Annotated in this window: 21 protein-coding genes; 5 read left to right on the plus strand and 16 right to left on the minus strand. The window is 50.8% G+C overall.

Going from position 1 to position 23,063, the window contains the following annotated elements; genetic code table 11:
* Positions 1-185: 185 nt before the first annotated feature.
* The 6 genes from SYN7336_RS23225 to SYN7336_RS23250 all read right to left on the minus strand — a co-directional run bounded on the left by SYN7336_RS23225 (position 186) and on the right by SYN7336_RS23250 (position 6,200).
* A complete protein-coding gene (locus tag SYN7336_RS23225; protein ID WP_026101265.1) occupies positions 186-605 on the minus strand; it encodes an ester cyclase in 420 nt (139 codons plus the stop codon).
* A 31-nt stretch (positions 606-636) separates the two neighbouring features.
* Positions 637-2,388, minus strand: a complete 1,752-nt coding sequence (locus tag SYN7336_RS23230; protein WP_162139137.1) for a fatty acyl-AMP ligase — start codon at positions 2,386-2,388, stop codon at positions 637-639.
* Positions 2,381-3,121, minus strand: coding sequence for an SDR family NAD(P)-dependent oxidoreductase (locus SYN7336_RS23235; protein ID WP_017328347.1), 741 nt, complete (start codon positions 3,119-3,121; stop codon positions 2,381-2,383). Before SYN7336_RS23235 ends, SYN7336_RS23230 begins: the two co-directional genes overlap by 8 nt.
* On the minus strand, positions 3,118-4,791 hold the full coding sequence (locus SYN7336_RS23240; RefSeq protein ID WP_156820298.1) for an enoyl-CoA hydratase/isomerase family protein: 1,674 nt from the start codon (positions 4,789-4,791) through the stop codon (positions 3,118-3,120). Before SYN7336_RS23240 ends, SYN7336_RS23235 begins: the two co-directional genes overlap by 4 nt.
* A 144-nt stretch (positions 4,792-4,935) precedes the next feature.
* On the minus strand, positions 4,936-5,208 hold the full coding sequence (locus SYN7336_RS23245; RefSeq protein WP_017328349.1) for a hypothetical protein: 273 nt from the start codon (positions 5,206-5,208) through the stop codon (positions 4,936-4,938).
* Positions 5,205-6,200, minus strand: coding sequence for a ferritin-like domain-containing protein (locus tag SYN7336_RS23250; protein ID WP_156820299.1), 996 nt, complete (start codon positions 6,198-6,200; stop codon positions 5,205-5,207). Before SYN7336_RS23250 ends, SYN7336_RS23245 begins: the two co-directional genes overlap by 4 nt.
* A 440-nt stretch (positions 6,201-6,640) precedes the next feature.
* On the opposite strand from SYN7336_RS23250, the gene SYN7336_RS31380 reads away from it, so the two are divergent.
* Positions 6,641-6,910, plus strand: coding sequence for a hypothetical protein (locus SYN7336_RS31380; protein ID WP_156820300.1), 270 nt, complete (start codon positions 6,641-6,643; stop codon positions 6,908-6,910).
* A 307-nt stretch (positions 6,911-7,217) separates the two neighbouring features.
* Positions 7,218-7,388, plus strand: coding sequence for a hypothetical protein (locus SYN7336_RS31385; protein WP_156820301.1), 171 nt, complete (start codon positions 7,218-7,220; stop codon positions 7,386-7,388).
* Position 7,389: 1 nt separating this feature from the next.
* Here SYN7336_RS31385 and SYN7336_RS23260 read toward each other — a convergent pair whose 3' ends face one another.
* The 4 genes from SYN7336_RS23260 to SYN7336_RS23275 form a co-directional block, all read right to left on the minus strand.
* Positions 7,390-7,977, minus strand: coding sequence for a hypothetical protein (locus tag SYN7336_RS23260; protein ID WP_017328352.1), 588 nt, complete (start codon positions 7,975-7,977; stop codon positions 7,390-7,392).
* Positions 7,978-8,028: 51 nt separating this feature from the next.
* On the minus strand, positions 8,029-8,325 hold the full coding sequence (locus SYN7336_RS23265) for a Txe/YoeB family addiction module toxin (RefSeq protein WP_017328353.1): 297 nt from the start codon (positions 8,323-8,325) through the stop codon (positions 8,029-8,031).
* A complete protein-coding gene (locus tag SYN7336_RS23270; RefSeq protein WP_017328354.1) occupies positions 8,306-8,602 on the minus strand; it encodes a type II toxin-antitoxin system Phd/YefM family antitoxin in 297 nt (98 codons plus the stop codon). Before SYN7336_RS23270 ends, SYN7336_RS23265 begins: the two co-directional genes overlap by 20 nt.
* A gap of 69 nt (positions 8,603-8,671) precedes the next feature.
* The gene (locus SYN7336_RS23275) at positions 8,672-10,330 is read right to left on the minus strand and encodes a DUF2079 domain-containing protein (RefSeq protein WP_017328355.1); all 1,659 of its coding nucleotides are present in this window, start codon (positions 10,328-10,330) and stop codon (positions 8,672-8,674) included.
* A 218-nt stretch (positions 10,331-10,548) separates the two neighbouring features.
* On the opposite strand from SYN7336_RS23275, the gene hflX reads away from it, so the two are divergent.
* Both hflX and SYN7336_RS23285 read left to right on the plus strand, forming a co-directional pair.
* Complete coding sequence (hflX, locus tag SYN7336_RS23280; protein WP_017328356.1) at positions 10,549-12,168, plus strand: GTPase HflX; 1,620 nt, start codon at positions 10,549-10,551, stop codon at positions 12,166-12,168.
* Positions 12,169-12,232: 64 nt separating this feature from the next.
* Complete coding sequence (locus SYN7336_RS23285) at positions 12,233-14,158, plus strand: FAD-dependent oxidoreductase (RefSeq protein WP_156820302.1); 1,926 nt, start codon at positions 12,233-12,235, stop codon at positions 14,156-14,158.
* A 6-nt stretch (positions 14,159-14,164) separates the two neighbouring features.
* Here the strand turns inward: SYN7336_RS23285 and SYN7336_RS23290 are convergent, their stop codons facing one another.
* The 6 genes from SYN7336_RS23290 to folP all read right to left on the minus strand — a co-directional run bounded on the left by SYN7336_RS23290 (position 14,165) and on the right by folP (position 20,610).
* The gene (locus tag SYN7336_RS23290) at positions 14,165-14,959 is read right to left on the minus strand and encodes a Uma2 family endonuclease (RefSeq protein WP_017328358.1); all 795 of its coding nucleotides are present in this window, start codon (positions 14,957-14,959) and stop codon (positions 14,165-14,167) included.
* A gap of 390 nt (positions 14,960-15,349) precedes the next feature.
* Positions 15,350-16,060: a Uma2 family endonuclease gene (locus SYN7336_RS23295; RefSeq protein ID WP_017328359.1), complete on the minus strand. Its 711-nt coding sequence runs from the start codon at positions 16,058-16,060 to the stop codon at positions 15,350-15,352.
* Between the two features lie 112 nt (positions 16,061-16,172).
* The gene (locus tag SYN7336_RS23300) at positions 16,173-16,862 is read right to left on the minus strand and encodes a Uma2 family endonuclease (protein ID WP_026101268.1); all 690 of its coding nucleotides are present in this window, start codon (positions 16,860-16,862) and stop codon (positions 16,173-16,175) included.
* A gap of 165 nt (positions 16,863-17,027) precedes the next feature.
* A complete protein-coding gene (locus tag SYN7336_RS23305) occupies positions 17,028-17,810 on the minus strand; it encodes an IS5 family transposase (RefSeq protein WP_017325264.1) in 783 nt (260 codons plus the stop codon).
* 205 nt (positions 17,811-18,015) lie between these two features.
* Positions 18,016-19,068, minus strand: a complete 1,053-nt coding sequence (locus SYN7336_RS23310; protein WP_017328361.1) for a hypothetical protein — start codon at positions 19,066-19,068, stop codon at positions 18,016-18,018.
* A 465-nt stretch (positions 19,069-19,533) separates the two neighbouring features.
* The gene (gene folP / locus SYN7336_RS23315) at positions 19,534-20,610 is read right to left on the minus strand and encodes a dihydropteroate synthase (protein ID WP_369791867.1); all 1,077 of its coding nucleotides are present in this window, start codon (positions 20,608-20,610) and stop codon (positions 19,534-19,536) included.
* Positions 20,611-20,754: 144 nt separating this feature from the next.
* Between folP and SYN7336_RS27490 the strand changes: the two genes are divergently transcribed.
* Positions 20,755-22,980, plus strand: coding sequence for a heavy metal translocating P-type ATPase (locus SYN7336_RS27490; RefSeq protein ID WP_017328363.1), 2,226 nt, complete (start codon positions 20,755-20,757; stop codon positions 22,978-22,980).
* Positions 22,981-23,063 lie beyond the last annotated feature (83 nt).

Raw genomic sequence — 23,063 nt, forward strand, 5'->3', positions numbered from 1 at the left:
GCGGAGCCGTCCGTACTGCTTTATTACCTAATCGTGGGAGGTGACTTGCCATTGGAATCTCATACAGGTTCTAGGTCATGAATCAGATTGTTCGATGATACTCTTAAGGGATGCAACCTGGGCACTCTCTTCGAAAGAGAAATCGAAAAAATATTAACACGCCTATAGATCTCCTAGACCGCATCCTATTTTTCTACCAAAGGTGAGATTCCAAGTTGTTGCAACATCGAAAGAGTATCCCAGAAACTCCATATTTCCTCGATCTTTTCATTAGCAAATCTAGCAATGGTAACAGCAGAAACCGTAACTTTTTTACCTGTTGCAGGAATGCCCATTAAATTTCCCCCATGAGTTGCTTTCAGAGTCCAGCGGGCGACAGCCTTATTTCCATCAGTAAATAGGTCTTCGATAGTGTACTCCTGGACAGGGAAAGCCGTATAATAGATATTGAAAAATTGTTTTTCTCCGTCTAAGCCTGAAAAGTCTTGGCTGGGGGTGTGCCTTAGAACAGTCGGAGCAATAAATTCACCTGCAGCAGATAAATTGCCTGCATTCCAAACCTCATTGATATATCGACGAAAAAGAGTCTGTATGTCCTCTGACATGCTTTTCCTCCTCTCAAGCATTCTAATTGATTTATGCAGATATTTGTGCCAATGGAATTAACTTACCCTCAAGATAAAGTTCTCGGCACTTTCTACGTCTGATTTTACCGCTAGAAGTAAGAGGAATGCTCTTGGGCTCAGTGAGCATGATGTCATAAGGTATGATTCCATGGCTGTTATACACTCTAGATTTTACTGCCGCCACTGCATCTAAGATTGCGGTAGCTTGAATTGCCCTTTTCCCTTCAGCAATAATTACCAATGAGTTTGTACCAGTTCCTTTGGCTGGAATGTCGAAAGCGGCAATACGACCCAAGCGGATGCCTGGAATTTGTTGAACCTGCCTTTCGATATCAAAGGGATAATAGTTGGCGCCCGCAACCTGGATAACATCTTTTAGGCGATCGACGACAAATAATTCACCATTAGATAGATATCCCAAATCACCAGTACGAAGTTCGGAAATCTGTTCGGACCCATGTTCAATTTGCTTATAATATCCAGGTGTAACAGACGGGCCAGAGAAGCAGATTTCTCCCACCTCACGCTCTTGCAGAATTCTCTCGCCGAAGGGTTCTCTAATTGTTAAGACATGCCCAGGAATGCATGTGCCAGTCGATACATACGAGATCGCATTTTGTTCTTCAGGGCTAGCAGGAATAGCCTTGCTTTCTTCGACGATTGCTTTCCGGCTGACGAGATCGACACGAATATCTTGACCAGGCTTGGGAAAAGCGATGGCAAGGGTTGCCTCGGCCATGCCGTAGACGGGATACATTGCAGATTCAGAAAATCCGTATGGCGAGAATTTCTGGCTGAAAGATTCAATGGTTTTAACGTCGATAGGCTCCGCACCATTATGAGCCAGACGCCAACTTGAAAGATTCAGGTTCGGAATTCTATTGGGCCGAATGCAGCGAGCACAAAGACTATATGCAAAATTAGGCCCCGACGATATAGTGATAGAATATCTCGAGATTGCCCGCAACCAAACAGTCGGACTGGATAAAAAGAAAGTAGTTGGAAGCAAATAGAAAGGTACTCGGAAGTAGGGTGGGAATAAAATACCGCCGATTAAGCCCATATCATGATATAAGGGCATCCATTTGAGTAATTTATCCTGCCTGGAGATATTCGCTACATCTCCCATCGCTTGAATGTTTGCCTGAAGCATCCCCTGGGTTACGATGACCCCATTAGGATGGCCTGTGCTACCAGAAGTATATTGAATTAAAGCCTTCGTCTCTTTAGTCGTGTGAGTGACTACCGAATCTAGGTCGAGCTCAGCTTCAGGATCGGATAATAGCAAATCTTCCCAAGTCCACGCCTGAAAAGTAGAAAGAATAGGATAATCTCCCTCCATTTCTTTCAGAAGAACCCTCGCTGACTCCAGAACGACGAATCCGGCAGGGGAACAGTCACCAGCAACGTGGACAATTCGTTCGAAAAAGACGCCTTTCTTAGCTATGGATGAAAGTTCCGGCAAGGGAACTGGCACTGCCCTAAGTAGCCAAAGAGCCTTGAAAACAACCAAAAATGCTTCTGAAGTAGGAAGAGATAAAACGACTCTATCACCTACTTGAACTCCCCGCTCTCGGAGGGCTAAAGCAATCCGAACTGCTTTGTTCTGCCAGTCACTAAAAGTTATTTTGGCTTGTATATTTCCTTCGCAGCTTAAGAGATTACCACACACAAAATCAGGAAATTCCTGACAATTTTTCAGAAATCTAACTAAAGGAAGATCCGAGATAATAGAGTTTATTTCTAGGCGATCGCTATCCAAGACTAAGTCCTCCATCAACAGTAATTTCAGAACCTGTCAGATAAGTTGATTCAGCTAAGGCTAGAAATCCCACTACTTCAGCGACTTCCCTTGGGTGTCCGAGTCGTTTGCTAGGTATTCTCCATTTTGCAAGTGCACTAAGGGGTTTTTCCCGATCGCCCAACATTGGAGTATTAATATACCCAGGAAGAACCACATTGACTTGAACATTATAGTTAGCCCATTCAAGTGCCATAGACCTTGAAAGAGCGGTAAGGGCAGCTTTACTAGCAGCATAATGACCAGCTAGGGCAGTTCCTTTAATGCCAGCAACAGATCCCATATTGATAATCTTCCCCGATTTTCGGTCAAGCATATCTCGAACAAAAATTTGAGACATCCGAAATGCGCCAAGAAGGTTAACATCCAGGACTTCGTCAAATGATGTATCGCTAATTTCAAGAATGGGACTACTCTCAAAAACACCTGCATTATTAACTAGAACGTCAACTCTTCCCCAGCTCTCTAAGACAAACTCATAGGCACATTGTATTGATTCACGGCTTTTCACGTCTATTGGGTAGTAAAGAACATCCTCAAGAAAGCCTAAATCAGAGAGTTGTTGTTGCAGTAAACTGAGACAATCTTCATGAAGATCTGTGATAAAGACTTTGAGACCTAAGGTAAGTAGTTTCTCCACAATTTCTCTACCAATCCCCCCGGAAGCACCTGTTACAACTGCTACTTGCTTCATGCCGCCAATCTCCCTCTCAATAAGTAGGAAGACATATAGGCACTAAAGCTCCCTTTAGATAAAGGAAAACCAAACAGTGCTCTGATGATTAGATCGATCTGTGAGCTATGCTTTAACAGACCTTTGTCGATACACACTTTCCCAACTTCAAACAGATCGGATAAAAACTCAAACAGGAGTTCCGATCGCTCATTTCCTGATGAAAAGCAATGATTCCAAGAGAGAGTCGAACCCAGATGAAAATGGCTGACAATATCACTAGGAAGAAAGTCGAAACCAAAACACCACATTGTATGATTGAAGTCTTCTACATCTTTTCCTCGACCAGAGACTTTTTCTAGAAAGTTAGTGTATGCATCAATAAAAAGATTTAAGATACTCTCATCTTTCTTTAGATTGACAATTACTTGCCACCCTAAGTGATGGAGAAACAGTAGAAACGGTTTTACTAGATGCAATTGGTCTTTGGCTAGAAACACTTCGCAAAGTTCAACTTTGTCATAGGCAGGAAAATAAAGTGAGATCCTATCTGCAGAAGTGAATTCTTTATAGTGGCTACAATAAGCAGAAACTAGTTGCTTCTTGCCTGTCGAACTGTGTATAGAAAATGAGATCCGATCGGATTCTTCTTTGGTTTGAAAATCATCAAGGGAGTTAACATTCAAACCTCGAAGCTTGCTTTTAGAAAGCAGTTCCTGGAATGGGTCTTGAGATAAACGAGGTACAGATATCTCAACATGACTTTCTGGGATAATACTTGATGTCCCTAAGGTCGAGACTCTTGCCATTGTTTTAATGAAGAAAAATGATGTTGCTTTCTTTGCGGCCTCAGCAGACAGTAACTTGAATAGGCCCTCTGTTGTCCTTCGTTCTATTTCTTCAGAACTAGATTTGTATGATGCAGCATCGCATAGAATTTCAAAGCAGGTTTTGTATAGGAATTGCTTGTCGGGTGCTAGGGATTCAATTTTCTTAAGCGTAAGCTCTCGATCTATGGGACTCCAGTGAATATTTTCAGATCGGTTTTCAGCTTTCGATCGAAGCTGATGACTAGAAGAGCTTTCCATAAGGTCTTCTAGGTAAGAATCGAGGTACGTTTTGAAATCTTTAGCTGGAAATGCTGCATCAATCAAGCCACAGCTAAGAGCTTCTTCTGCACGGTACTTATGTCCCCATAAGAGGAGATCTACAGCGGCACGCATACCCACTAATTGTGGCAATCTTTCTAAAGATCCAAACAGAGGCAGCAGGTAATAGTCACACAGCTCTGTCATATAATAGTGTGTGTCATATGAATCAGATGCAACTCTATAATCGCAGCAGAGTGTAAATTCAGCCCCACATCCATAACAATTACCTTCAATAGCTGCAACTGTAGGGATGTCAGAATTAGCAACCCTCTCAAAAGCAGATCTAATTTCACTGGATAAGATGTCAATATCTTCAACTTTTTGAACTGATTTTGCTAGGACTAATTCAGCTCCGTTGAGGAAGCTAAATGGCTTTTTACTCCTAAAAACAATTAGTTTAGTGCTTGAATCAATGTCATCAAAGATCTGATTGAGCTGACAAGCAGCTTCTCTAGTGAAAACATTGACCACAGAGTTAGGAGAAGCTATCTCAAGAAAAAGAATCTCCCCTTGCTGCCGAATTGTGAATGCGTCTTTCATGGACTTTATTTCTTGAGATAGCTTCTCAGGGTTCACTTAAATCTTGCCAATGCTACTCACAAATTCAAAAGTGAGATATTGCCTTGAGAGTTAAAGGACATAACGTCTAACAATCGCGACAACCTAATTTAAGGTCAATCGGTATTAGCCTGCTGCAACTTCTTCCTGAATGTAGTCCACCAGGGCTCCCATCGTTAGTTTACTCGGGTCTTCTACTTTGACAATCAACTCTGGAAGAAAGATGTATGTATCGAACAGCTCCTCCAGAATTACTGAAAGCTCAGCAATCTTCAAAGAATCAATGTTGAGATCGAGAATCAAGGAGCTTTCAGACGTTATCCGATCTTCAGGAACTTCTGGAGAGACCTGGATAATTGCTTCCTTTACACGAGTAAAAAAATCTGAAGTTTCAGTCATCGAACATTCCCCACAAATACAGATGGTTCATAAGAATAATGAGCTTCGATCACTTTTTTGAGTAAGTTATTTTCAATCAAACTCATCAAGCGATCTGAGTAGATATTACACCGTGATAATTGCCTAGGCAAGACTTGGCTATAAAATCGAAGTACGCCTCTCTGCTCGAGATCTCTTGCCGTATAATTAATGCATTCAGATTTTGAAAGTTCATATTCTTTCCAGACCGGAATAGCAAAAAATGAAGCTGTAATCGCAACTAATGACTCAAAGAATAGATCTTCTAGCGATCGCTTCAATCTCGATAATTGTTCTGATTGCATGTGGTTAAATACCCATCGATTGAAGGCTAAGTGACGGCTCTCATCCTTAATGATGCGGACTAAAATCTGCTTGAGTAGAGGTTCTGGGTTTTTCATCAGGAGAGAAGATAACAACGATGAAGCAGTCCATTCGAGTGCTATTTGTGAAACAAATAGCTTGATTTCGTAAGATTCTTCCGCCAAGAGCGTATCAAAGGTTGCTTGCAGTTTGGGGTGGGGCTTGTAATGAAAGCCAACCTTATCCTGTAAATACCGTAGCAAAGCCATAAAGTGATTCCTTTCATCACTCAAGATCGCCGTTCCACAGTAAACAATGTCCAAACTATCCTGAGGGCATTCAGTCATGATTTTAGCTGCTAATGAGACTGCTTTATGCTCTCCTGCCAATAAATTACTGACGTGGTAAATCAACTCCTTAGCTTTTAATTCTGATTGCTGATGTTTAGTGAGCTTTTTAAACTCAGGCAGTCCTGTGATTGAGCTATGAGTACAATCACTGCCAATTTTGCTGGCATCAAAAGATGTGTCCCATGCAAAATCGTCAAAAATATTGCATGAATCATGCAGTGACTCATGTAATATCTTCTCAAGCTTTTTATCTCGGAAGAAATAGTTATAGCCTGGAGAATGTTCTTGACGAGGCAGTTCTTCCCGAAGTGTCGCTAACATCAGCACCTTCACCCTTTCATCGTAATGACTTGCCAGAATAAACTGGCATCATGTAGAGCTTACCCCTTTCATGCTGGGATTCTTCATTGCATCTTTATGGAGTCAAGCGTGTTTGAGCTGTCTCTTACGAGATTTTATGGAGAAATAAAAATTCATGCTGGGATTCTTCATTGCATCTTTATGGAGTCAAGCGTGTTTGAGCTGTCTCTTACGAGATTTTACGGAGAAATAAAAATTCATGCTGGGACTCTTCATTGCATCTTTATGGAGTCAAGCGTGTTTGAGCTGTCTCTTACGAGATTCTACGGAGAAATAAAAATTTTCTACTGTGCGGCATGAAGTCAGACACTAGAAAATCTGCGGTAAGAGTAGCCTCCCATAATGACTGAACCTCTTGTATTGCAAGGTCTTTAGCGTTTCTCTCTCGCGAATGTACATGGGTGCCTTGGTATGAATGGAAGCGAGAGAAGGGAGGTCCGTGTACCACCAGCTCTGCAACTCTGGTACTGAAACTTTCCCACTATAGAAGCTTAACGGGAGGAAGTCGGGAGTTATATTTTGACCTTTCAGACTGCTGGTCTGAGTTACATATTCTTCAGATTAATGCGATTCCAGAGGGGGAGAAGTATCGCAAATTCTTGGCGACCCTCAAACAGGCGATCGACCCCAATGGCATTCTGGCCCCCGGTCGATACATTGCCGAACCCTAGGGTTTCAGGCCATTTCTCCCCTCGCCCAAACTTGATGCTGCTGGCGAATTATCTCGTAACATAGCGGGGTTTTAGATCCATTTACTCGACGCAGCACCCGCCCAGCACGTTGCGACTCTGCAAGCGTTTTTAGCAGCACTGCCTCTAATCTAAGCAACTAGCGATCGCCAAACTCACCTTTCAGCCCCACCTCCCTGGGATCTCGATTGATTCTAGGATTTTTGCCTGCGTCTAGGAGAGCTTGGAAAGAGCTATATTTGTTGGATAGCAGAGTGTATGACATTCTGACTGCTACTGGAAGCTTGCCATGAAAGATAAGAATTTAAAATTACCCGAACACAAGGGTGCGCGCGCCCACAAGCAGCTCATGAGAGCCTGGTCTGAAAACCCCAACCGTGTATTCCGTGCATCAGTAGAGGCGGGAGTTCATAAAGAAGATGGGACACTTGAAGAGCTTTACCGAACCCAGGGTGACTGAGTCATTCTTCCAATCTAGGTCTAAAAGCTCCAATAATGCACCGAGGGTTTCTAATAGCCAGCTGTATATGGCTTTGCTGATAGATTCCCATATGGATTCTTAATTCTTGATTGGAATAAGCAGAACCTGCTTCTACAAAGCCACAGCGTACTGTATCGTAAGCTGTACCTCTACTTTCTAGAGCCTGTAAATAGGTATTGATGACAGCGCAGTCAAATTTTCTTGCCGCAAACCCCTGGCCAACGTTCTTGGGTATCGGCTGAGCTGCAGATTTTGCTTGTAACGAACTGACATACTGCGAAGCAGCTTCACCTAATTCCAGTGTAAATCGGGTATCCATTAGATCGAAGCAGTTACCTAACTGGATTAATGCTCCAACTACACCTGAATTACTTGGGAAACGCTTCTGTGACCACTGGAGGGCGCGATCTAAACCGTATTCCCAAAAGTAGATCCCCCTGCCAAGCCAGTCGTAGTCATTCTCACTCTCTTGGAATTCGCTGCCAGTTGGATCGGCCAGAATGCGCTCTGCTGTATCCTGCGAGCAGCCATGATAACCAATCACAGTTCGATCGTATTGCACGGCCATGAACCTTTGATATATCTTGACTGTCGATTGGAGATCCGCGATCTGAACGAATCAGTAGTGGTACCGCGCTCCCAACAGATAAACCTTCCGGTCTCCTACGAGGTAAACGACCCGATGTTCTTGCGTAAGCCGTCTAGACCAAAGATTCGGCCTAAAGTGCTTGAGGAGTTCGGGCTTGCCAATGCCAGCAAACGGGTCAGTGGCGATCGCATCCACTAGAGCCAGTAACCTCAGCGTCAGTTTTCGATCCTGCCGCACCCAATATTGCAAATCTTCTCTGAAATTTCGGTCGAGAATAATCTCCCAGGTATCTGCTGAAGGATTGAGCTTAGCTTTCTTCTTGGCCAAAACCCAGCTCCCGAGCCAGTGCATGAATATCGGGACAGGGTTCCCCTTCCTCTGCCTCAGCGCGATCGATGGCATCGAAAAGGCGACGGGCGTTAGCAGGCGATCTCAGCAGGTGAACGGTTTCCATCATGCTACTGAGTTCATCGGCTGAGATTAGAGCAACCCCTGGCCGATTGGCGCGTCGAACAATGACAATAGAGCGATTGTCTTCTACATCATTCAAAGTTTCTGCAAAATTAGCGCGGGCCTGACTGTAGCTCAAGGTTTTAGCTAGCACGAACGTACTCGAATCACGTACGTTTCTATGTTAACCAATAACAGGTAGATTGTCGGCTAGAGAGGAAGACTAGGGAACCTGCTGCAAAATCGGGTCCAAATGCTGGCGATAGGCCCGCCATCCCTCCAGTGCAGCGGGATCGGACGGGGTCTGGCGCTGCAGCAATATGACGCCATTGTCAAAGGCGATCGCGCCATAGTCACCGCCATCAAGCATCGCTTCAACTTGCCCGACCGCTTGGATTAACCCTCCGCGATCGCTCCTAAATGCCACCTGATAGCGTTCCATACGCCACAGATCGACCATCGCGTAATCGACCGAAATGACCTGGCGATCGTCATTGCGCACCAATAGGTTAGGAAAGCGGACAATTTCTCGACGACCCGACAGATGGGGGACCAGATAGGTGGTAGCCGACACACTCGCATCGGGGGGAACCGTCCGCAAGATCCGGTTCATCTGCTGGGTGCGCTGCAATTGTTCGGGCAGCGACACATACACCCATGGCTGATAGGAATCGGGCAAAACGAAATACAGCGTGCGGTTGGGGCTGTGAGCCAAACACACCAAAGCAGACACCACAAGACAAAATGTCCACCACCGCTTAAATTTCGGCATCAGCTTTCTGGCCTGCACCCCTGCCCCTGGCGGCCAAAACCTGCGCCATCCCCGACCCGACCACCACAAAATTCCCCCGTAAAATATACCGGGCACCACCGTCATGGCATAGCGAAGGTTGAGGGAAAGCACGGTGCCCTTAGCGGCCAAGATTTGTAAAGTCGGCGGACCCGCCATGGCCCAAGCGGCTGGGGAGAGAAGCGGCACAAACGCCAGCGGCAGTGTTTGCCCTGCCATATAAAGAAGCGTGGTTTCGAGCGGCGACAGGGTTTCGGCCACAAAGGTCCAAGGTTGTGAAAGTATCCCCACAATGACATCAAAGGTCGTAGCACTATCGCCCTCGACGTACTGGCCGAACCGTTCCAAGACAAACCGCCGCGACACATCTTCTGAAAACAGAGGCATGACGTAATTGGTCAGCAGCAAGATATAAGCCAGACTCGCCGCACACACAGCCGCCCCAATTCTGGGGAACCTGCGGCTGGCCAACATATAAGCCCCCACCCCAAATAACACCACACCGCTGTCTTCCCGCACGGCCAAAATACAAGCGCAGAGAATGCCGAACAGCCACCACCAGCGCTTCTCCATGGCCAATAACAGCCCGAAGGCAAATAGGGGAATCTGGCTGCTGTCGTGAAAGTTGGCCAGCGTTGGCCCCAACACCGCGTTAGCGGCGTAAAAGCTCGCCACCAGCCAGACAGACAGCGTGGGTTGGAGATATTGTCTGGCCAAAGCAAACAGAACCAATCCCGCAGCAGTCACCAACGCCACCTGCAAGACGGTCAAAGTGGCGGGGTAAGGAAACAGGGCGTAGAGGGGCAACCACAACAATAGGGCGGGGGTGAAGTGCTGGCCGAGGCGGTGGTAGAACACTTCCGGCACTTCGCCGCTGTGGATGACGTTAGTGGAGAGTTGGGATGAGAGGGAGCTTTGGAAAAACCGCCCGTGGAGCCCGTTCCAGAACACCTGATTGAAAATGCCCTGGTCGTAGGACGAATAAAAGGTGAAATGGCGGTTGAGGGTAAGGATGAGGGTAAAGGCAAAAAAGACGCTCGCGACAGCGATCGCCCCTTTGAGTCCGGGCTTTTTGGCTAAGGTGGCTAGCATTGAATGGCGATTGGGGAAGCTCTAACGATTCTCCTGCCAAGTTTAAACGAGTGCGGGAGGCGCGATCGCGTCCTAAGCAATTGCAACAATTCGGGGATCGCGGGAAATTCGGTTGCTAGAATACAGTCCGATTCAGATGGATTCAAGGGCTTCCTATCGACACCCTCTACGGCAAGCTGAACGGTCTCAAACCGGCTCAAGTCAAGCAGCTCAAGCGATTGTACCAACAGCGCTTGCCTCGAGATCGCCTGCTGACAGCTGAGTTTGCCCAGCGCCTGGGAGCGGTTGGGGCGACGCTGAAACCTCAATCCGTCTCCGCATTTGTGAATCGGCGCGGCCAGGTAATTCGGGTGGCGATCGGCAACCCGATGGAAGCCCAGATCCCGTTGCTGGAGTTACCCCGCCAGGGGGCCGAGCGGCTGTCGGGGATTCGCTGTATTTCGACCCAGTATTCCACCCGGGAGCCGGGACAGAAGACACTGCTGGCTATGGCCTTACAGCGTTTGGATGCGCTCGTCACGCTGCACGTCACGGGCGAGGGATCGGTGGGCAAGCAGGGGCGCGGGGCGGCTGGGTTTGTCAGCACAGTCCACCTGTCTCACTTGGTCCCTGCTGCTGGCGATCGCTGGTCGGTGTCTCCCCCGCTGCAATTGGGGGCTGCGATCGAAGAGAATTTCCTCGATTTAGTCGAGGGCTTGGAGTCGGAGTTCAGTCGGCTCTATTCAGCGCGGCAGGTGGATGGCAAACGCGATCGCGCGGTTCTGGTGGGATTGCTAACCGCCGGCCACACCCAAGATCAACTGGAAGAGCGCCTGTCCGAACTGGAATTGCTGGTGGATAGTGCGGGTGGCGACGTCTTGGAGGCTTTGTGGCAGCGGCGGGATACCTTGCATCCCAAAACGGCGATCGGTCCCGGTAAAGTGCAAGAGCTGGCCCTGTTAGTACAGGATGTGGGGGCCAATATGGTGGTGTTCGATCGCGAGTTATCCCCGTCGCAAGTGCGGACTTTGGAGGATCGGGTGGGGGTGCGGGCGCTCGATCGCACTGAGGTGATTCTGGATATTTTTGCCCAACGGGCGCGATCGCGGGCGGGCAAGCTGCAGGTGGAGTTGGCCCAATTGGAATATCTCATGCCTCGCTTGGCAGGTCGAGGTCGAACGATGTCTCGCTTGGGGGGCGGCATCGGCACGCGGGGTCCGGGGGAAACCAAGTTGGAGATGGAGCGGCGGGGGATTCAGCGGCGGATTGCCTTGCTCCAAAAGCAAGTGAACGAGCTGCAGGCCCATCGGCGGCGGTTGCGGCAGCGGCGGCAGCAGCGGGATATCCCCACCATTGCGATCGTGGGATATACCAATGCGGGCAAGTCCACCCTGCTGAATGCCCTGACAGCATCGGATGCCTATGCCGCCGATCGCTTATTTGCCACATTGGATCCGACCACGCGGCGGTTGCAGTTAGATGCCGATACGCCGTTACTCCTCACCGATACGGTGGGATTTATGACGGAGTTGCCGCCGCAGTTGGTGGATGCATTTCGAGCCACGTTGGAGGAGGTGACGGAGGCAGATGCGCTCTTGCATGTGGTGGATCTGTCCCATCCCAGTTGGTTGGAGCAAATTGAGGCGGTGGATAAGCTGCTGGATGACATGACAGTCGCTACAGGACCGCGTCAGTTGGTATTTAATAAAATCGATCGCGTACCGGCAGAGCAGCAAACCCTGGTGGCTGAGAAATACCCGCGATCGCTACAAGTCTCCGCCACGGAGCGACTCAACTTCGACACTCTATTGGAGGTTTTAGGTCGCTTTGCCCAGAGAGCGACGTTGAAGGCGGTTTGATAGGCTGCAGAATTCAATCTACGCAATGCTAGGTTCGAGAAAATTTCGCAATGGAGTGTCGAAGATGGAATGCATCGACATCGGCTGGCAAGTCAGCTTGCTGGCGGGGTTGGGGCTACTGCTGACTGCACCGCTCGGCCCTCCGGTGGCGGCCCAAACAGACTCCGAACCGACGACAGTGGAGTGCGAGGTTTTGATTGCGGGAGGTGGTTTGGGGGGCGTGGCGGCAGCTTACGACAGCTTGCGACTGGGGCAGCAGGTCTGTGTGACTGAAATTACCGATTGGATTGGGGGACAGGCGACGGCGCAAGGGGTTTCGGCCCTGGACGAGCGACCGCTGCAGCGGGGGGGTGCTACGGGAGAAGAGCATTTTCCGTCGGGATACAGCGAATTTCGCGATCGCATTCGGGCGGCTTATGGCGGCGAACTCAACCCCGGCAAATGTTGGGTGAGTGTTCTCTGCTTTTCGCCTCGGGTGGGGCATCAGGTGTTGCGGGAGATGTTGCAGCCCTATGTCGAATCGGGGCAACTGCAGTTGTTTACCGACACGGTTGTGGCTTCCGTCGACACTGACGAGAATTTAGTCACCTCGGTGACAGCCATTCGCCACATTCCCACCCGCCCCGAGTTAGCGGGCGGTGGGCGCGGCAATCTGTCGGAGTATTTTTTGGATTGGTACGATCCGGCCCCTTCAGCGGATTGGGATAAGGAGGAGATCGCCTTCGTGCCCCCCAGCGATCGCGCTAATACTGCAGTAGTACCCTGGATGGTTATCGATGCCACCGAAACCGGCGAACTGTGGCCTCTCGCTGACGTTCCCTATTTGCTCGGAACCGACAATCTGGCCGCCTATTGGGAGCCCTCTGCCAAATCCGAAGCCGCCACCCCCTACTGCACGCAGGGTTTTACCTACACCTTTGTAATGGAGCGGACGGCGACTCCCCAAGTCCACATCAAGCCGGACTTTTACGACAATCCCGAGCACGGACGCTATTACAGCTTCGAGCAAACCCGATTCAATTTTGCCAATGTGTTCACCTATCGCCGCATTCGCGGGCAGGTGGCTGCGGGCAGCATCGACAACGAGGTACAAGCGGCAACAATTCGAGTGGGCGATCGCTCGATGCAGAATTGGACTTGGGGGAATGACTGGCGCATTTCCACGCCCGATCGCAATTTCATCTTGACTCCAGCGCAGTTGGAGGCATCGGGACAGCTCGAACCTGGGGGCTGGCGGGGGGGATTGCGGCCCGAGGCGCTGCGATGGGGAGAACAGCACGCACTGGGCTATTTCTATTGGCTGGTGGTGGGACGCACTGACTTTTTACTGCAAGACGATCCCGAGTTTGAGAAAGCCTACCACTTTCGCCATCGACTAATGCAGGGGGCCGATGCGCCGATGGGGACGGCTAGCGGGTTGTCGAAATACCCTTATATCCGCGAAAGTCGGCGGCTATTGGGGCGACCTGGCGTAGGGTATCCCGAGGGTTTTTTGATTTACGAAAGCGATATTTCGGTGGAAGCGTCGGATTTGCAACGGGGGCGTCCGTTTGTCTTTACCGATTCGTTGGGCATTGGGCAATATCCGATTGATTTTCATGCCTGCGTGCAGCCAGAAGATTTTTCTCCCGACCCGTTGGACATTGATTACGAGGGGGTGATTTTGAGTTACCCCTACCAGATTCCGTTGCGAGCTCTGATTCCGCAGAAGATCGATAATTTGTTGGCGGGGGCGAAGAATATTGCTGCCACGCATATTGCGGCGGCGTCTTATCGAGTGCATCCGGTGGAATGGGCGATCGGATCGGCGGCTGGGAATGCCGCTGCTTTTGCGCTGGCGGAAGATGTGTTTCCGGCAAGTTTGGTGGAAGGGTTGCCGACGGAGTTCGAGCAGTTGCGATCGCTCCAGATCCAAGTTGAATCGCTCGACAATCCCATTACTTTTCCCGGCACTTCAATTGTGGAAACGGATTGGGCTGACTTTCGTTAGGCTGAATTAGATCGTATTTGGATCGAGTCCTAATTCCCTTAGCTTTGCGGCGAGGCGATCGGTTCGCTGCTGGGCCTGCTGAACTTCCCGCTGGGCCTGTTGAGCCTCCCGCTGGGCCTGTTGAGCCTCCTGCTGGGCCTGTTGAGCCTCCTGCTGGGCCTGTTGAGCTTCTTGCTGGATCTGTTGAGCTTCTTGCTGGGCCTGTTGAGCAGCTTCCAGTGGTGTAGGGACTAATTGTTCGTCTGGGGTAAAAAAGCGCAGTTGAGACTCGTGAATGCCCAGATATAAATCGAGCTGTCGGCTCCAAAGGTAGCCTGCTTCGTTGGCAGAGATGGGTTCGTAAGTGCCGCCAATTAATAGGAAGCCTGCAAACTCCAGTGTGTTTGGGTCAAACCAGAAATATTCCGGCGTGCGAAACGTATCTTGATAGAGTTGCTTTTTCGTTCCCCGATCGACCTGAGCCGTACTCTCCGATAAAATCTCGACGATCGCATTGGGATATTTGCCCTCTTCCTCCCAAACCACCCAACTTTTGCGGGAGCGCCGCTCCGTGCCCAGAACAACAAAAAAGTCCGGTCCTCTAAAGTCTCTAGATTTAATTTGTTTGGGACTAAAATATATCGTCAGATTACCAGAGGCAAAATAATCATCTCGGTCTTGCCAGAGCCAATCTAAACAGCTAATCAGCAACAGCATCTGGCGTAAGTGGGCATCGCTTTCCATCGGCGGCTCGTCGCTGTATAGCTCCCCCACAGGGAGACTCAAGATTTCAGGAACTTGAGGATCTTGCGTAGTCACCATAACCATTACTCTGGGAATCAATCCATTCTAAGCGATAGTTTGGCTGAGCCCTGCTGCTAATGGAACACTTGCGATCGCAGCATTCCGGCTTGTAGATCGCGTCATAAACCCCGCCTAAGTAGAGACCCGTAGTTTTGAGAATGTGTCTATTAGACCCTCTCACTAGCGCTGTGGTTTGCTGCATTAGCCCCCTAAATCCCCCATTCTGGGGGACTTGAGTACAGTTCCAGTTGAGAATTGGAAGGCGGGGAAGGCGATGGAGATCGGGATGATTAAAGTTGTAGAACGAAGCCAATAGCCTCTCGGAAGTCCCCCACTGGTGGGGGATTTAGGGGGCCGAGTGCAATGCCTGAAAACTCCAGATCTCAATATGGATGGGGTTTACAACCGTTAAATCGTATTCGGGTCAACTCCTAATTCCCTTAGTTTTTCGGCGAGGCGATCGGTTCGCTGCTGGGCTTGCCGAGTTTCCTGCTGGGCCTGCCGAGCTTCCTGCTGGGCCTGCCCAGCAGCTTCCAGTGGTGTAGGGACTAATTGTTCGTCTGGGGTAAAGAAGCGCAGTTGAGACTCGTGAATGCCCAGATATAAATCGAGCTGTTGGCTCCAAAGCTGGCCTGCTTCGTTGGCAGAGATGGGTTCGTAAGTGCCGCCAATTAAGATGAAGCCTGCAAACTCCAGCGTGTTGGGGTCAAACCAGAAATATTCTGGCGTGCGAAACGTATCTTGATAGAGTTGCTTTTTCGTTCTCCGATCGACCTGAGCTGTACTCTCCGATAAAATCTCGACGATCGCATTGGGATATTTGCCCTCTTCCTCCCAAACCACCCAACTTTTGCGGGAGCGCCGCTCCGTGCCCAGAACAACAAAAAAGTCCGGTCCTCTAAAGTCTCTGGATTTAATTTGTTTGGGACTAAAATATATCGTCAGATTGCCAGAGGCAAAATAATCATCTCGGTCTTGCCAGAGCCAATCTAAACAGCTAATCAACAACAGCATCTGGCGTAAGTGGGCATCGCTTTCCATCGGCGGCTCGTCGCTGTATAACTCTCCCACAGGGAGACTCAAGATTTCAGGAACTTGAGGATCTTGCGTAGTCACCATAACCATTACTCTGGGAATCAATCCATTCTAAGCGATAGTTTGGCTGAGCCCCGCTGCTAATGGAACACTTGCGATCGCAGCATTCCGGCTTGTAGATCGCGTCATACAACCGTTAAATCGTACTTGGGTCAACTCCTAATTCCCTTAGCTTTTCGGCGAGGCGATCGGTTCGCTGCTGGGCTTGCCGAGTTTCCTGCTGGGCCTGCCGAGCAGCTTCCAGTGGTGTAGGGACTAATTGCCCGTCTGGGGTAAAAAAGCGCAGTTGAGACTCGTGAATGCCCAGATATAAATCGAGCTGTCGGCTCCAAAGCTGGCCTGCTTCGTTGGCAGAGATGGGTTCGTAAGTGCCGCCAATTAATAGGAAGCCGGCAAACTCCAGCGTGTTGGGGTCAAACCAGAAATATTCTGGCGTGCGAAACGTATCTTGATAGAGTTGCTTTTTCGTTCCCCGATCGACCTGAGCTGTACTCTCCGATAAAATCTCGACAATCGCATTGGGATATTTGCCCTCTTCCTCCCAAACCACCCAACTTTTGCGGGAGCGCCGCTCCGTGCCCAGAACAACAAAAAAGTCCGGTCCTCTAAAGTCTCTGGATTTAATTTGTTTGGGACTAAAATATATCGTCAGATTGCCAGAGGCAAAATAATCATCTCGGTCTTGCCAGAGCCAATCTAAACAGCTAATCAGCAACAGCATCTGGCGTAAGTGGGCATCGCTTTCCATCGGCGGCTCGTCGCTGTATAGCTCCCCCACTGGGAGAGTCAAGGTTGCAGAGGATTGAGCGTCTCGTGCAGTGACCATAATCATCGCTCTGGTAGTAAATCCATCTTAAGCGACGGGTTTGCTAGGCCCTGCTGCTGATGAAACGCCAGCGCGTGGTGCGATCCACAGTTGAGATAGGCTGATACCGGTTCAGCTTGATGGGAGAAAATCCATGGCATACCTTTAGAACGTGTCTGAAAAGTCTCAAGCCAGCCTACGAAGCATGAGATTGACCATAGCAGCGTAAAGCATCGTCTCACTCGTAGTGGGCAAATATTCGTAGTCCTTGCTCAAGCGACGGTATCGACCAAACCAGGCAAAGGTGCGCTCAACCACCCATCGCCGAGGTAAAAGCTGGAACCCTTTTTGCTCAGCAGGCCGTTGTACGACTTCAATAGTCCAGCCAAACGCTTGCTCAACCCAAGCCACAAAAGATTTGCCACCAAAGGTTTTATCGGTCCAAATCAATTGCAAGCAACTCCACATACTGGCAAACCAAATCCCCAGCAAGGTGAGGCCGTCATGGTCGGAGCGTCGGGCACTGTGGACCTTGGCACCCAGCAGTAGACCCATCGTATCAACCAGGATAGTGCGCTTGCGACCTTTAACTTTTTTGCCTCCATCAAAGCCTGTTTCTTGAGCGGCACCAGCTGTTTTGACCGATTGGGAATCCAGGCAGGCTGCCGAGGGAGAAGGATTGCGCCCCACCGTTTCTCTCAGTTGCTGGCGCAGAGCATGGTTGAGAGCTTCCCAGGTGCCATCGGCTTCCCACTGACGGAAGTAATAGTAGACCGTTTGCCAAGCGGGGAAGTCGTGGGGCAGCAGACGCCAGGCACATCCGGCTCTCAACAGATAGAAGATGGCATTGACCACTTCGAAAACGTTGACGCTGCGGGGACGACCGCCTGGCTTAGCTGGCGGTAATAGCGGAGCTAGAAGCTCGCACTGGGCAGGGGTTAGATCGGTGTCGTAGGATTGGCGTGTCATTGGTTGGGAGGCTCTAACTCAGCCTCTCAACTTTATCTGCTGACCTTTTCAGACACGCTCTTAGGGCAAAGATTACAGCAATTCATTGCCAGAATGGCTACGCTCCTTTTATAGCAAGCGCTTGGAGCTCTTGATTGCATCCGACAGAACCAGTACCCAGACCTACAGTGCAGGCTTATATACGTATCTTGTCACCGACCTCAGACTAGCTGGCATATTGGCCCATCAAGTCTCGAGCAGCATTCATGAACTGCAACGTATCGGGGTGATGGGACCAGACTTCGAGATCGGATAAAACATCGCTCGCATACATCGCTTGAAACGCCTCGAGATATTGCCCAATGACTGCCTGGTTTCTCCGAGATAGTCGCGCATCTATTTCAATAGCGATTTCGTTGAGCATTTCCCTAACCAGCTCCCAGCTCACCTTCAGGGGTGGATAAAGCATTACGCATAGTGGGAAGAGCTCTTTCTGAACGGCATCCGTACTGCCTTCCAAAACCACCAAACAGAGGTAAATTTGGAACATCTCGATATCGCGGATGCTAGAAATGCGGACATTGACATGGTTCAACTTGCCGCTGTGACAACAGTAGCCGGGATGGCGAGTGGCAGAACGGGCAGCAATCTGTTCTGCAATTTCAGTAATCTCTGGCATCAGCTCTCGGACTGCTAACAGCTCGGCAGAATAATAATCGCAATCGGCAGCAGCACGATAAGAGCGTTGTAGAGGCATGTAAAGGTGATCGTCCATCACCTTGAAATAATCTTCAAAGACGCCTCTGGCAGCTTCGGGTAAGTCAGCTAGCAGCAGTTGGCCCGTATAGTGAAACTGCATACTGACGAACCCCAGCACGCGAGGATCTTTGGCAGTGTGCGCGGCTCGAATCTGGCCGCATTTTGCAGCAATAATTTGAGAAAACCGTTCGGGGCTAGTGCCAGATTCGTAGCTTTTGGCAGCCGCCTCGTAGAGAATGCGGGAATCTTCCGCAATTTGCCAAGGATCGATCGCTTGCATATCGATTCTCTGCTTGGGAATTTCTGCCGCTAAAAGTGCTTCAGTGCGAGACCAAGCTTGAGAGCTGGCAAAGCGCAGCCCCTCCAACACCGCCCGTGCCAGGGCCGACTTGCCAGACAAAGAATTGATACGATCGCCTTTCCTTCCATCGTCTAAAGATTGAAGGTATTTCTTGGCCCAAAGTTCAGATAATGAAACTTGAGAAGCTGCTTGGGGCACAGGAGGTTGGGGTTGGCTCATCGGATTGCCTCAGACGATTGAGAACATGGATTCAATGATTGTGAATGCAATGATTGTGAATGCAATGATTGGGGTACTTCAGGAGTGCGCTCGATCGATTGAATAGGGGATTGTGCGAGAAAATTAACCAAGGTCTTGAACAGTATATTAATTACCTTTAGTACGGTAATTTTCACCGTAAAAGTACTAGAATTTCGATAGAAGAGTCCTAAAAACACATAACCTCAGGGTTGTAACGGATTGACAAACCGCAAAAAGTAGTACTTATTAGTTTAATATACTAAAAATTTATTTAAATTGTATAAAATATCTTCCACTATTCCTGTTCGTTCAATGTCAGCGCAAGATAGTTTCGCAATCTGTAACATTCCGCCGATCTAATGCCGATTCCTTGAAGTATGGCCATGGGCAGGCCGTGAATCTAGAGTCGCTCTATTACCTGAAAGATCTGTACTCTTACCCGGTCTATGGAAGAACGAATTTCTGCCGCAGCAAGGCATCGCTCACTCGGCTAATATCGCGCATTTGAGCGACATCGTGTACCCGCAGACAATCGGCACCCCCAGCGATCGCCACAGCGCAAGCCGCACCAGTCCCCCACACCCGATCGAGAGGATCGGCATATGCCAAAATTTTGCCTAAGAAGCTTTTGCGGGATACCCCCAGTAATAGCGGACATCCCAAACTGCGAAACCGATCGCAGTGGCGAATTAAGTCCAGATTGTGGGCTACTGTTTTGCCAAACCCGATCCCCAGATCGATCGCAATCTTGTCCCGATCGATCCCAGCGGCGGTGGCATCAGCAATGCGATCGGCTAAGCGATCGTAGACATCATCGACAACGTTGCGGTAGTGGGGCGCTTGCTGCATGGTGCGCGGGGTACCCTGCATGTGCATGAGAAAGACCGGCACATTGAGGCGGGCGGCAGTGGGCAACATGTCGGGATCGAGTTGTCCGGCGGAAATATCGTTGAGGATATCGGCACCAGCGGCGATCGCCGCTTCCAACACAGCCGCCTTAGTGGTGTCGATCGAAATGGGGATATCCGTCAGTTGCCGCAGCGCCCGGATCGTCGGGACTACCCGCTGAATTTCTGTCTCGGCGTCCACCGGTTGGGCTCCCGGTCGGCTGGATTCTCCGCCAATATCGAGCATGTCGGCTCCAGCATCGATGAGCTGTAAGGCTCGACCAACGGCTCGTTCTAAACGGTCGTATTGACCGCCGTCGCTAAAGCTGTCGGGGGTGATGTTGAGTACTCCCATCAGATAGGTGCGATCGCCCCAGACAAAGATTTTGTTGCGCACCTGCCAAGCGGTTGGGGGACGGCGGTAGCGATCGATCGCTGCACCGATTTCGGCTCCAACTGACTCCAACAGTTCTAAGGGCAGCCAAGCGCGCCAGCCGCCATCAGAGCAGTGCCATTCCAATTGGGGCGAAAGCTGCTGGAGGCGATCGCGCTGCGCTTCGTCATTGACCGACCGAACATAGAGTTGATATCCGCCGGGGGGTTCGGGCAAGACAGCCGTTACACGCAGACGCATCGCAGATTTCTGAGATAGCATCCCCGCATCCTACCGCAAGAGTTAGAAGGCTTGCGATCGAGAACTTGGCGATTCTACGGCTAGCTTGACTCTCCGGTGAACTGGAGGGTCTAACTTGGGAGCAACACCAGCAAGGAAAGGGTCATGGCAACTGCTCAATTGCGCTTGGAGGGGATGAGTTGTGCAGCCTGTGCGTCAGCGATCGAGCGATCGCTGCTAGCGGTCAACGGGGTCGATCGCGCTGCCGTCAACTTTGCCCTCGAACAGGCATCGGTCGATTTCGATTCAGGCCAAACCTCGGTCGAGCAACTACAGGCAGCAGTTGAAGCTGCCGGATATGTCGCCCTTCCCATTGAAGCAGATGCTCCTGCTGGAGAAGAAAAACCGCTTGCCTCGCCGGAACTGACGCGCAAATTGTGGGTGGGGGGCATTTTGAGTGGCTTGCTCGTGCTGGGGGCAATACCGAGTATGACAGGGTTGCCTGCGCCGCAATGGTGGATGCGGGCTCACCATCCTTGGGTGCAACTGGTGCTTGCAGCTCCTGTGCAGTTTTGGGTGGGGCAGGGGTTTTATCTGGGGGCGCGGGCGGCGATCGCCCGTCGCACTGCCGATATGAATGTATTAGTGGCGTTGGGGACGAGTGTGGCGTTTGGCTATTCGGTCTTTCCGACGGTTTGGCCTGCGTTTTTTGAAGCTCGCGGCTTGCCTGCCGATGTCTATTACGAAACTGCTGCTGTGGTCACCACATTGGTGCTGCTCGGTCGCTTGTTAGAGCGGCGGGCGCGGGGGAAAACGTCGGCGGCGATTCGCAAGTTGATGGGGTTACAGGCGAAGACGGCTCGCGTAGTACGGGGCGATCGCGAGTTGGATATTCCGATCGCGCAGGTGCTGGTGGGGGATGTGGCGATTGTACGACCGGGGGAGAGGGTGCCGGTGGATGGGGTGGTGCTGTCGGGGGAGTCGGCAGTGGATGAGTCGATGGTCACGGGGGAGAGTTTTCCGGTGCTGAAGCGGACGGGAGCTGAGGCGATTGGCGGCACGGTGAATGGGACGGGGGCATTGCGGTTGCGGGCGACGCGGGTGGGGCGAGATACGGTGTTGGCTCAGATTGTGCAATTGGTGCAGCAGGCGCAGGCTTCGAAGGCTCCGATTCAGCGGTTGGCCGATCGGGTGACAGCTTATTTTGTGCCTGCGGTCTTGGCAATCGCCGCGCTGACATTCTTGGCTTGGCTGATTCTGGCCCGCAATTTGGGGTTTGCCACGATTACGACAGTGGGGGTGTTGGCGATCGCCTGTCCCTGCGCGTTAGGTCTGGCAACGCCCACTTCGATTGCGGTGGGGACTGGCATGGGGGCCGAGCGGGGAATTTTGATTAAGACGGCGGACAGTCTGGAGTTAGCCCATTCGTTGGATGCGATCGTGTTGGATAAGACGGGGACGCTGACTGAGGGGAAACCGGCGGTGACGGATGGTTGGGCGTTGGCGGGTGACGAAGCCGATCTGTTGCGCTGGGCAGGGGCGGCGGAGCGGTATTCGGAGCATCCGCTAGCGAGGGCGATTGTGGATTGTGCTGGCGATCGCCAGGTGGATTTGCCGGAGCCGCAGCAGTTTGAGGCGGTGGTGGGTAGGGGGGTGACGGCGATTGTGGAGGGGCAAAGGGTGAATGTCGGTACGGTGCAATGGCTGTCGGAGTTGGGGATTGCGACGGATGCGGCGGTGCAGCGGCAGCGGGAATGGGAGCAGGGGGGACAGACGGTGGTGGCGATCGCGGTGGCGGAGGAGTTGCAGGGGATGGTGGCGATCGCCGATCGGCTCAAGCCGACTTCTGAAGAGGTGGTGGGACGCCTTCAAAAGATGGGGTTAGAGGTGGTGATGTTGACGGGGGATAATGCTCGGACGGCTAGGGCGATTGGCGATCGGGTGGGGATCGAGCGGGTTATTGCGGGGGTGCGACCGGAGCAAAAGGCGGAGCATATTTTGCGGTTGCAGCAGGAGGGCAAGCGGGTGGCGATGGTGGGGGATGGGATTAATGATGCGCCTGCTTTGGCTCAGGCGGATGTGGGGATTTCGATCGGGACGGGGACGGATGTGGCGATCGCGGCTAGCGATATTACGTTGGTGTCGGGGGATTTGGGGGGGATTGTGACGGCGATTCAGTTGAGTCGGGCGACGATTCGCAATATTCGTCAAAATCTGTTTTTTGCCTTTGCTTACAATGTGGCGGGGATTCCGATCGCGGCGGGGTTGTTTTATCCGCTGACGGGTTGGTTGCTCAGCCCGATTGTTGCTGGAGCAGCGATGGCGTTTAGTTCGGTTTCGGTGGTAACGAATGCTCTACGCCTGCGACGCTTGGCGCTGGACAGGGGTTAGCGCAACTACAGATAGGTCAGCAAATCCAAGCTACTTATTGGACCTTTCAGCTTGTTTGTCTAGCGCATTTTCGTAATGGGGTA

It is taken from the genome of Synechococcus sp. PCC 7336 (assembly GCF_000332275.1).
GTDB lineage: Bacteria > Cyanobacteriota > Cyanobacteriia > Thermostichales > PCC-7336 > PCC-7336.

Coding starts and splice junctions, on each gene's coding strand:
- SYN7336_RS23225 (WP_026101265.1), bottom strand. CDS start 605: ATGTCAGAGGACATACAGACTCTTTTTCGTCGATATATCAATGAGGTT.
- SYN7336_RS23235 (WP_017328347.1), bottom strand. CDS start 3,121: ATGAAGCAAGTAGCAGTTGTAACAGGTGCTTCCGGGGGGATTGGTAGA.
- SYN7336_RS23240 (WP_156820298.1), bottom strand. CDS start 4,791: ATGAAAGACGCATTCACAATTCGGCAGCAAGGGGAGATTCTTTTTCTT.
- SYN7336_RS23245 (WP_017328349.1), bottom strand. CDS start 5,208: ATGACTGAAACTTCAGATTTTTTTACTCGTGTAAAGGAAGCAATTATC.
- SYN7336_RS23250 (WP_156820299.1), bottom strand. CDS start 6,200: ATGTTAGCGACACTTCGGGAAGAACTGCCTCGTCAAGAACATTCTCCA.
- SYN7336_RS31385 (WP_156820301.1), top strand. CDS start 7,218: ATGAAAGATAAGAATTTAAAATTACCCGAACACAAGGGTGCGCGCGCC.
- SYN7336_RS23260 (WP_017328352.1), bottom strand. CDS start 7,977: ATGGCCGTGCAATACGATCGAACTGTGATTGGTTATCATGGCTGCTCG.
- SYN7336_RS23275 (WP_017328355.1), bottom strand. CDS start 10,330: ATGCTAGCCACCTTAGCCAAAAAGCCCGGACTCAAAGGGGCGATCGCT.
- SYN7336_RS23285 (WP_156820302.1), top strand. CDS start 12,233: ATGGAATGCATCGACATCGGCTGGCAAGTCAGCTTGCTGGCGGGGTTG.
- SYN7336_RS23290 (WP_017328358.1), bottom strand. CDS start 14,959: ATGGTGACTACGCAAGATCCTCAAGTTCCTGAAATCTTGAGTCTCCCT.
- SYN7336_RS23295 (WP_017328359.1), bottom strand. CDS start 16,060: ATGGTGACTACGCAAGATCCTCAAGTTCCTGAAATCTTGAGTCTCCCT.
- SYN7336_RS23300 (WP_026101268.1), bottom strand. CDS start 16,862: ATGGTCACTGCACGAGACGCTCAATCCTCTGCAACCTTGACTCTCCCA.
- SYN7336_RS23305 (WP_017325264.1), bottom strand. CDS start 17,810: ATGACACGCCAATCCTACGACACCGATCTAACCCCTGCCCAGTGCGAG.
- SYN7336_RS23310 (WP_017328361.1), bottom strand. CDS start 19,068: ATGAGCCAACCCCAACCTCCTGTGCCCCAAGCAGCTTCTCAAGTTTCA.
- folP (WP_369791867.1), bottom strand. CDS start 20,610: ATGCGTCTGCGTGTAACGGCTGTCTTGCCCGAACCCCCCGGCGGATAT.
- SYN7336_RS27490 (WP_017328363.1), top strand. CDS start 20,755: ATGGCAACTGCTCAATTGCGCTTGGAGGGGATGAGTTGTGCAGCCTGT.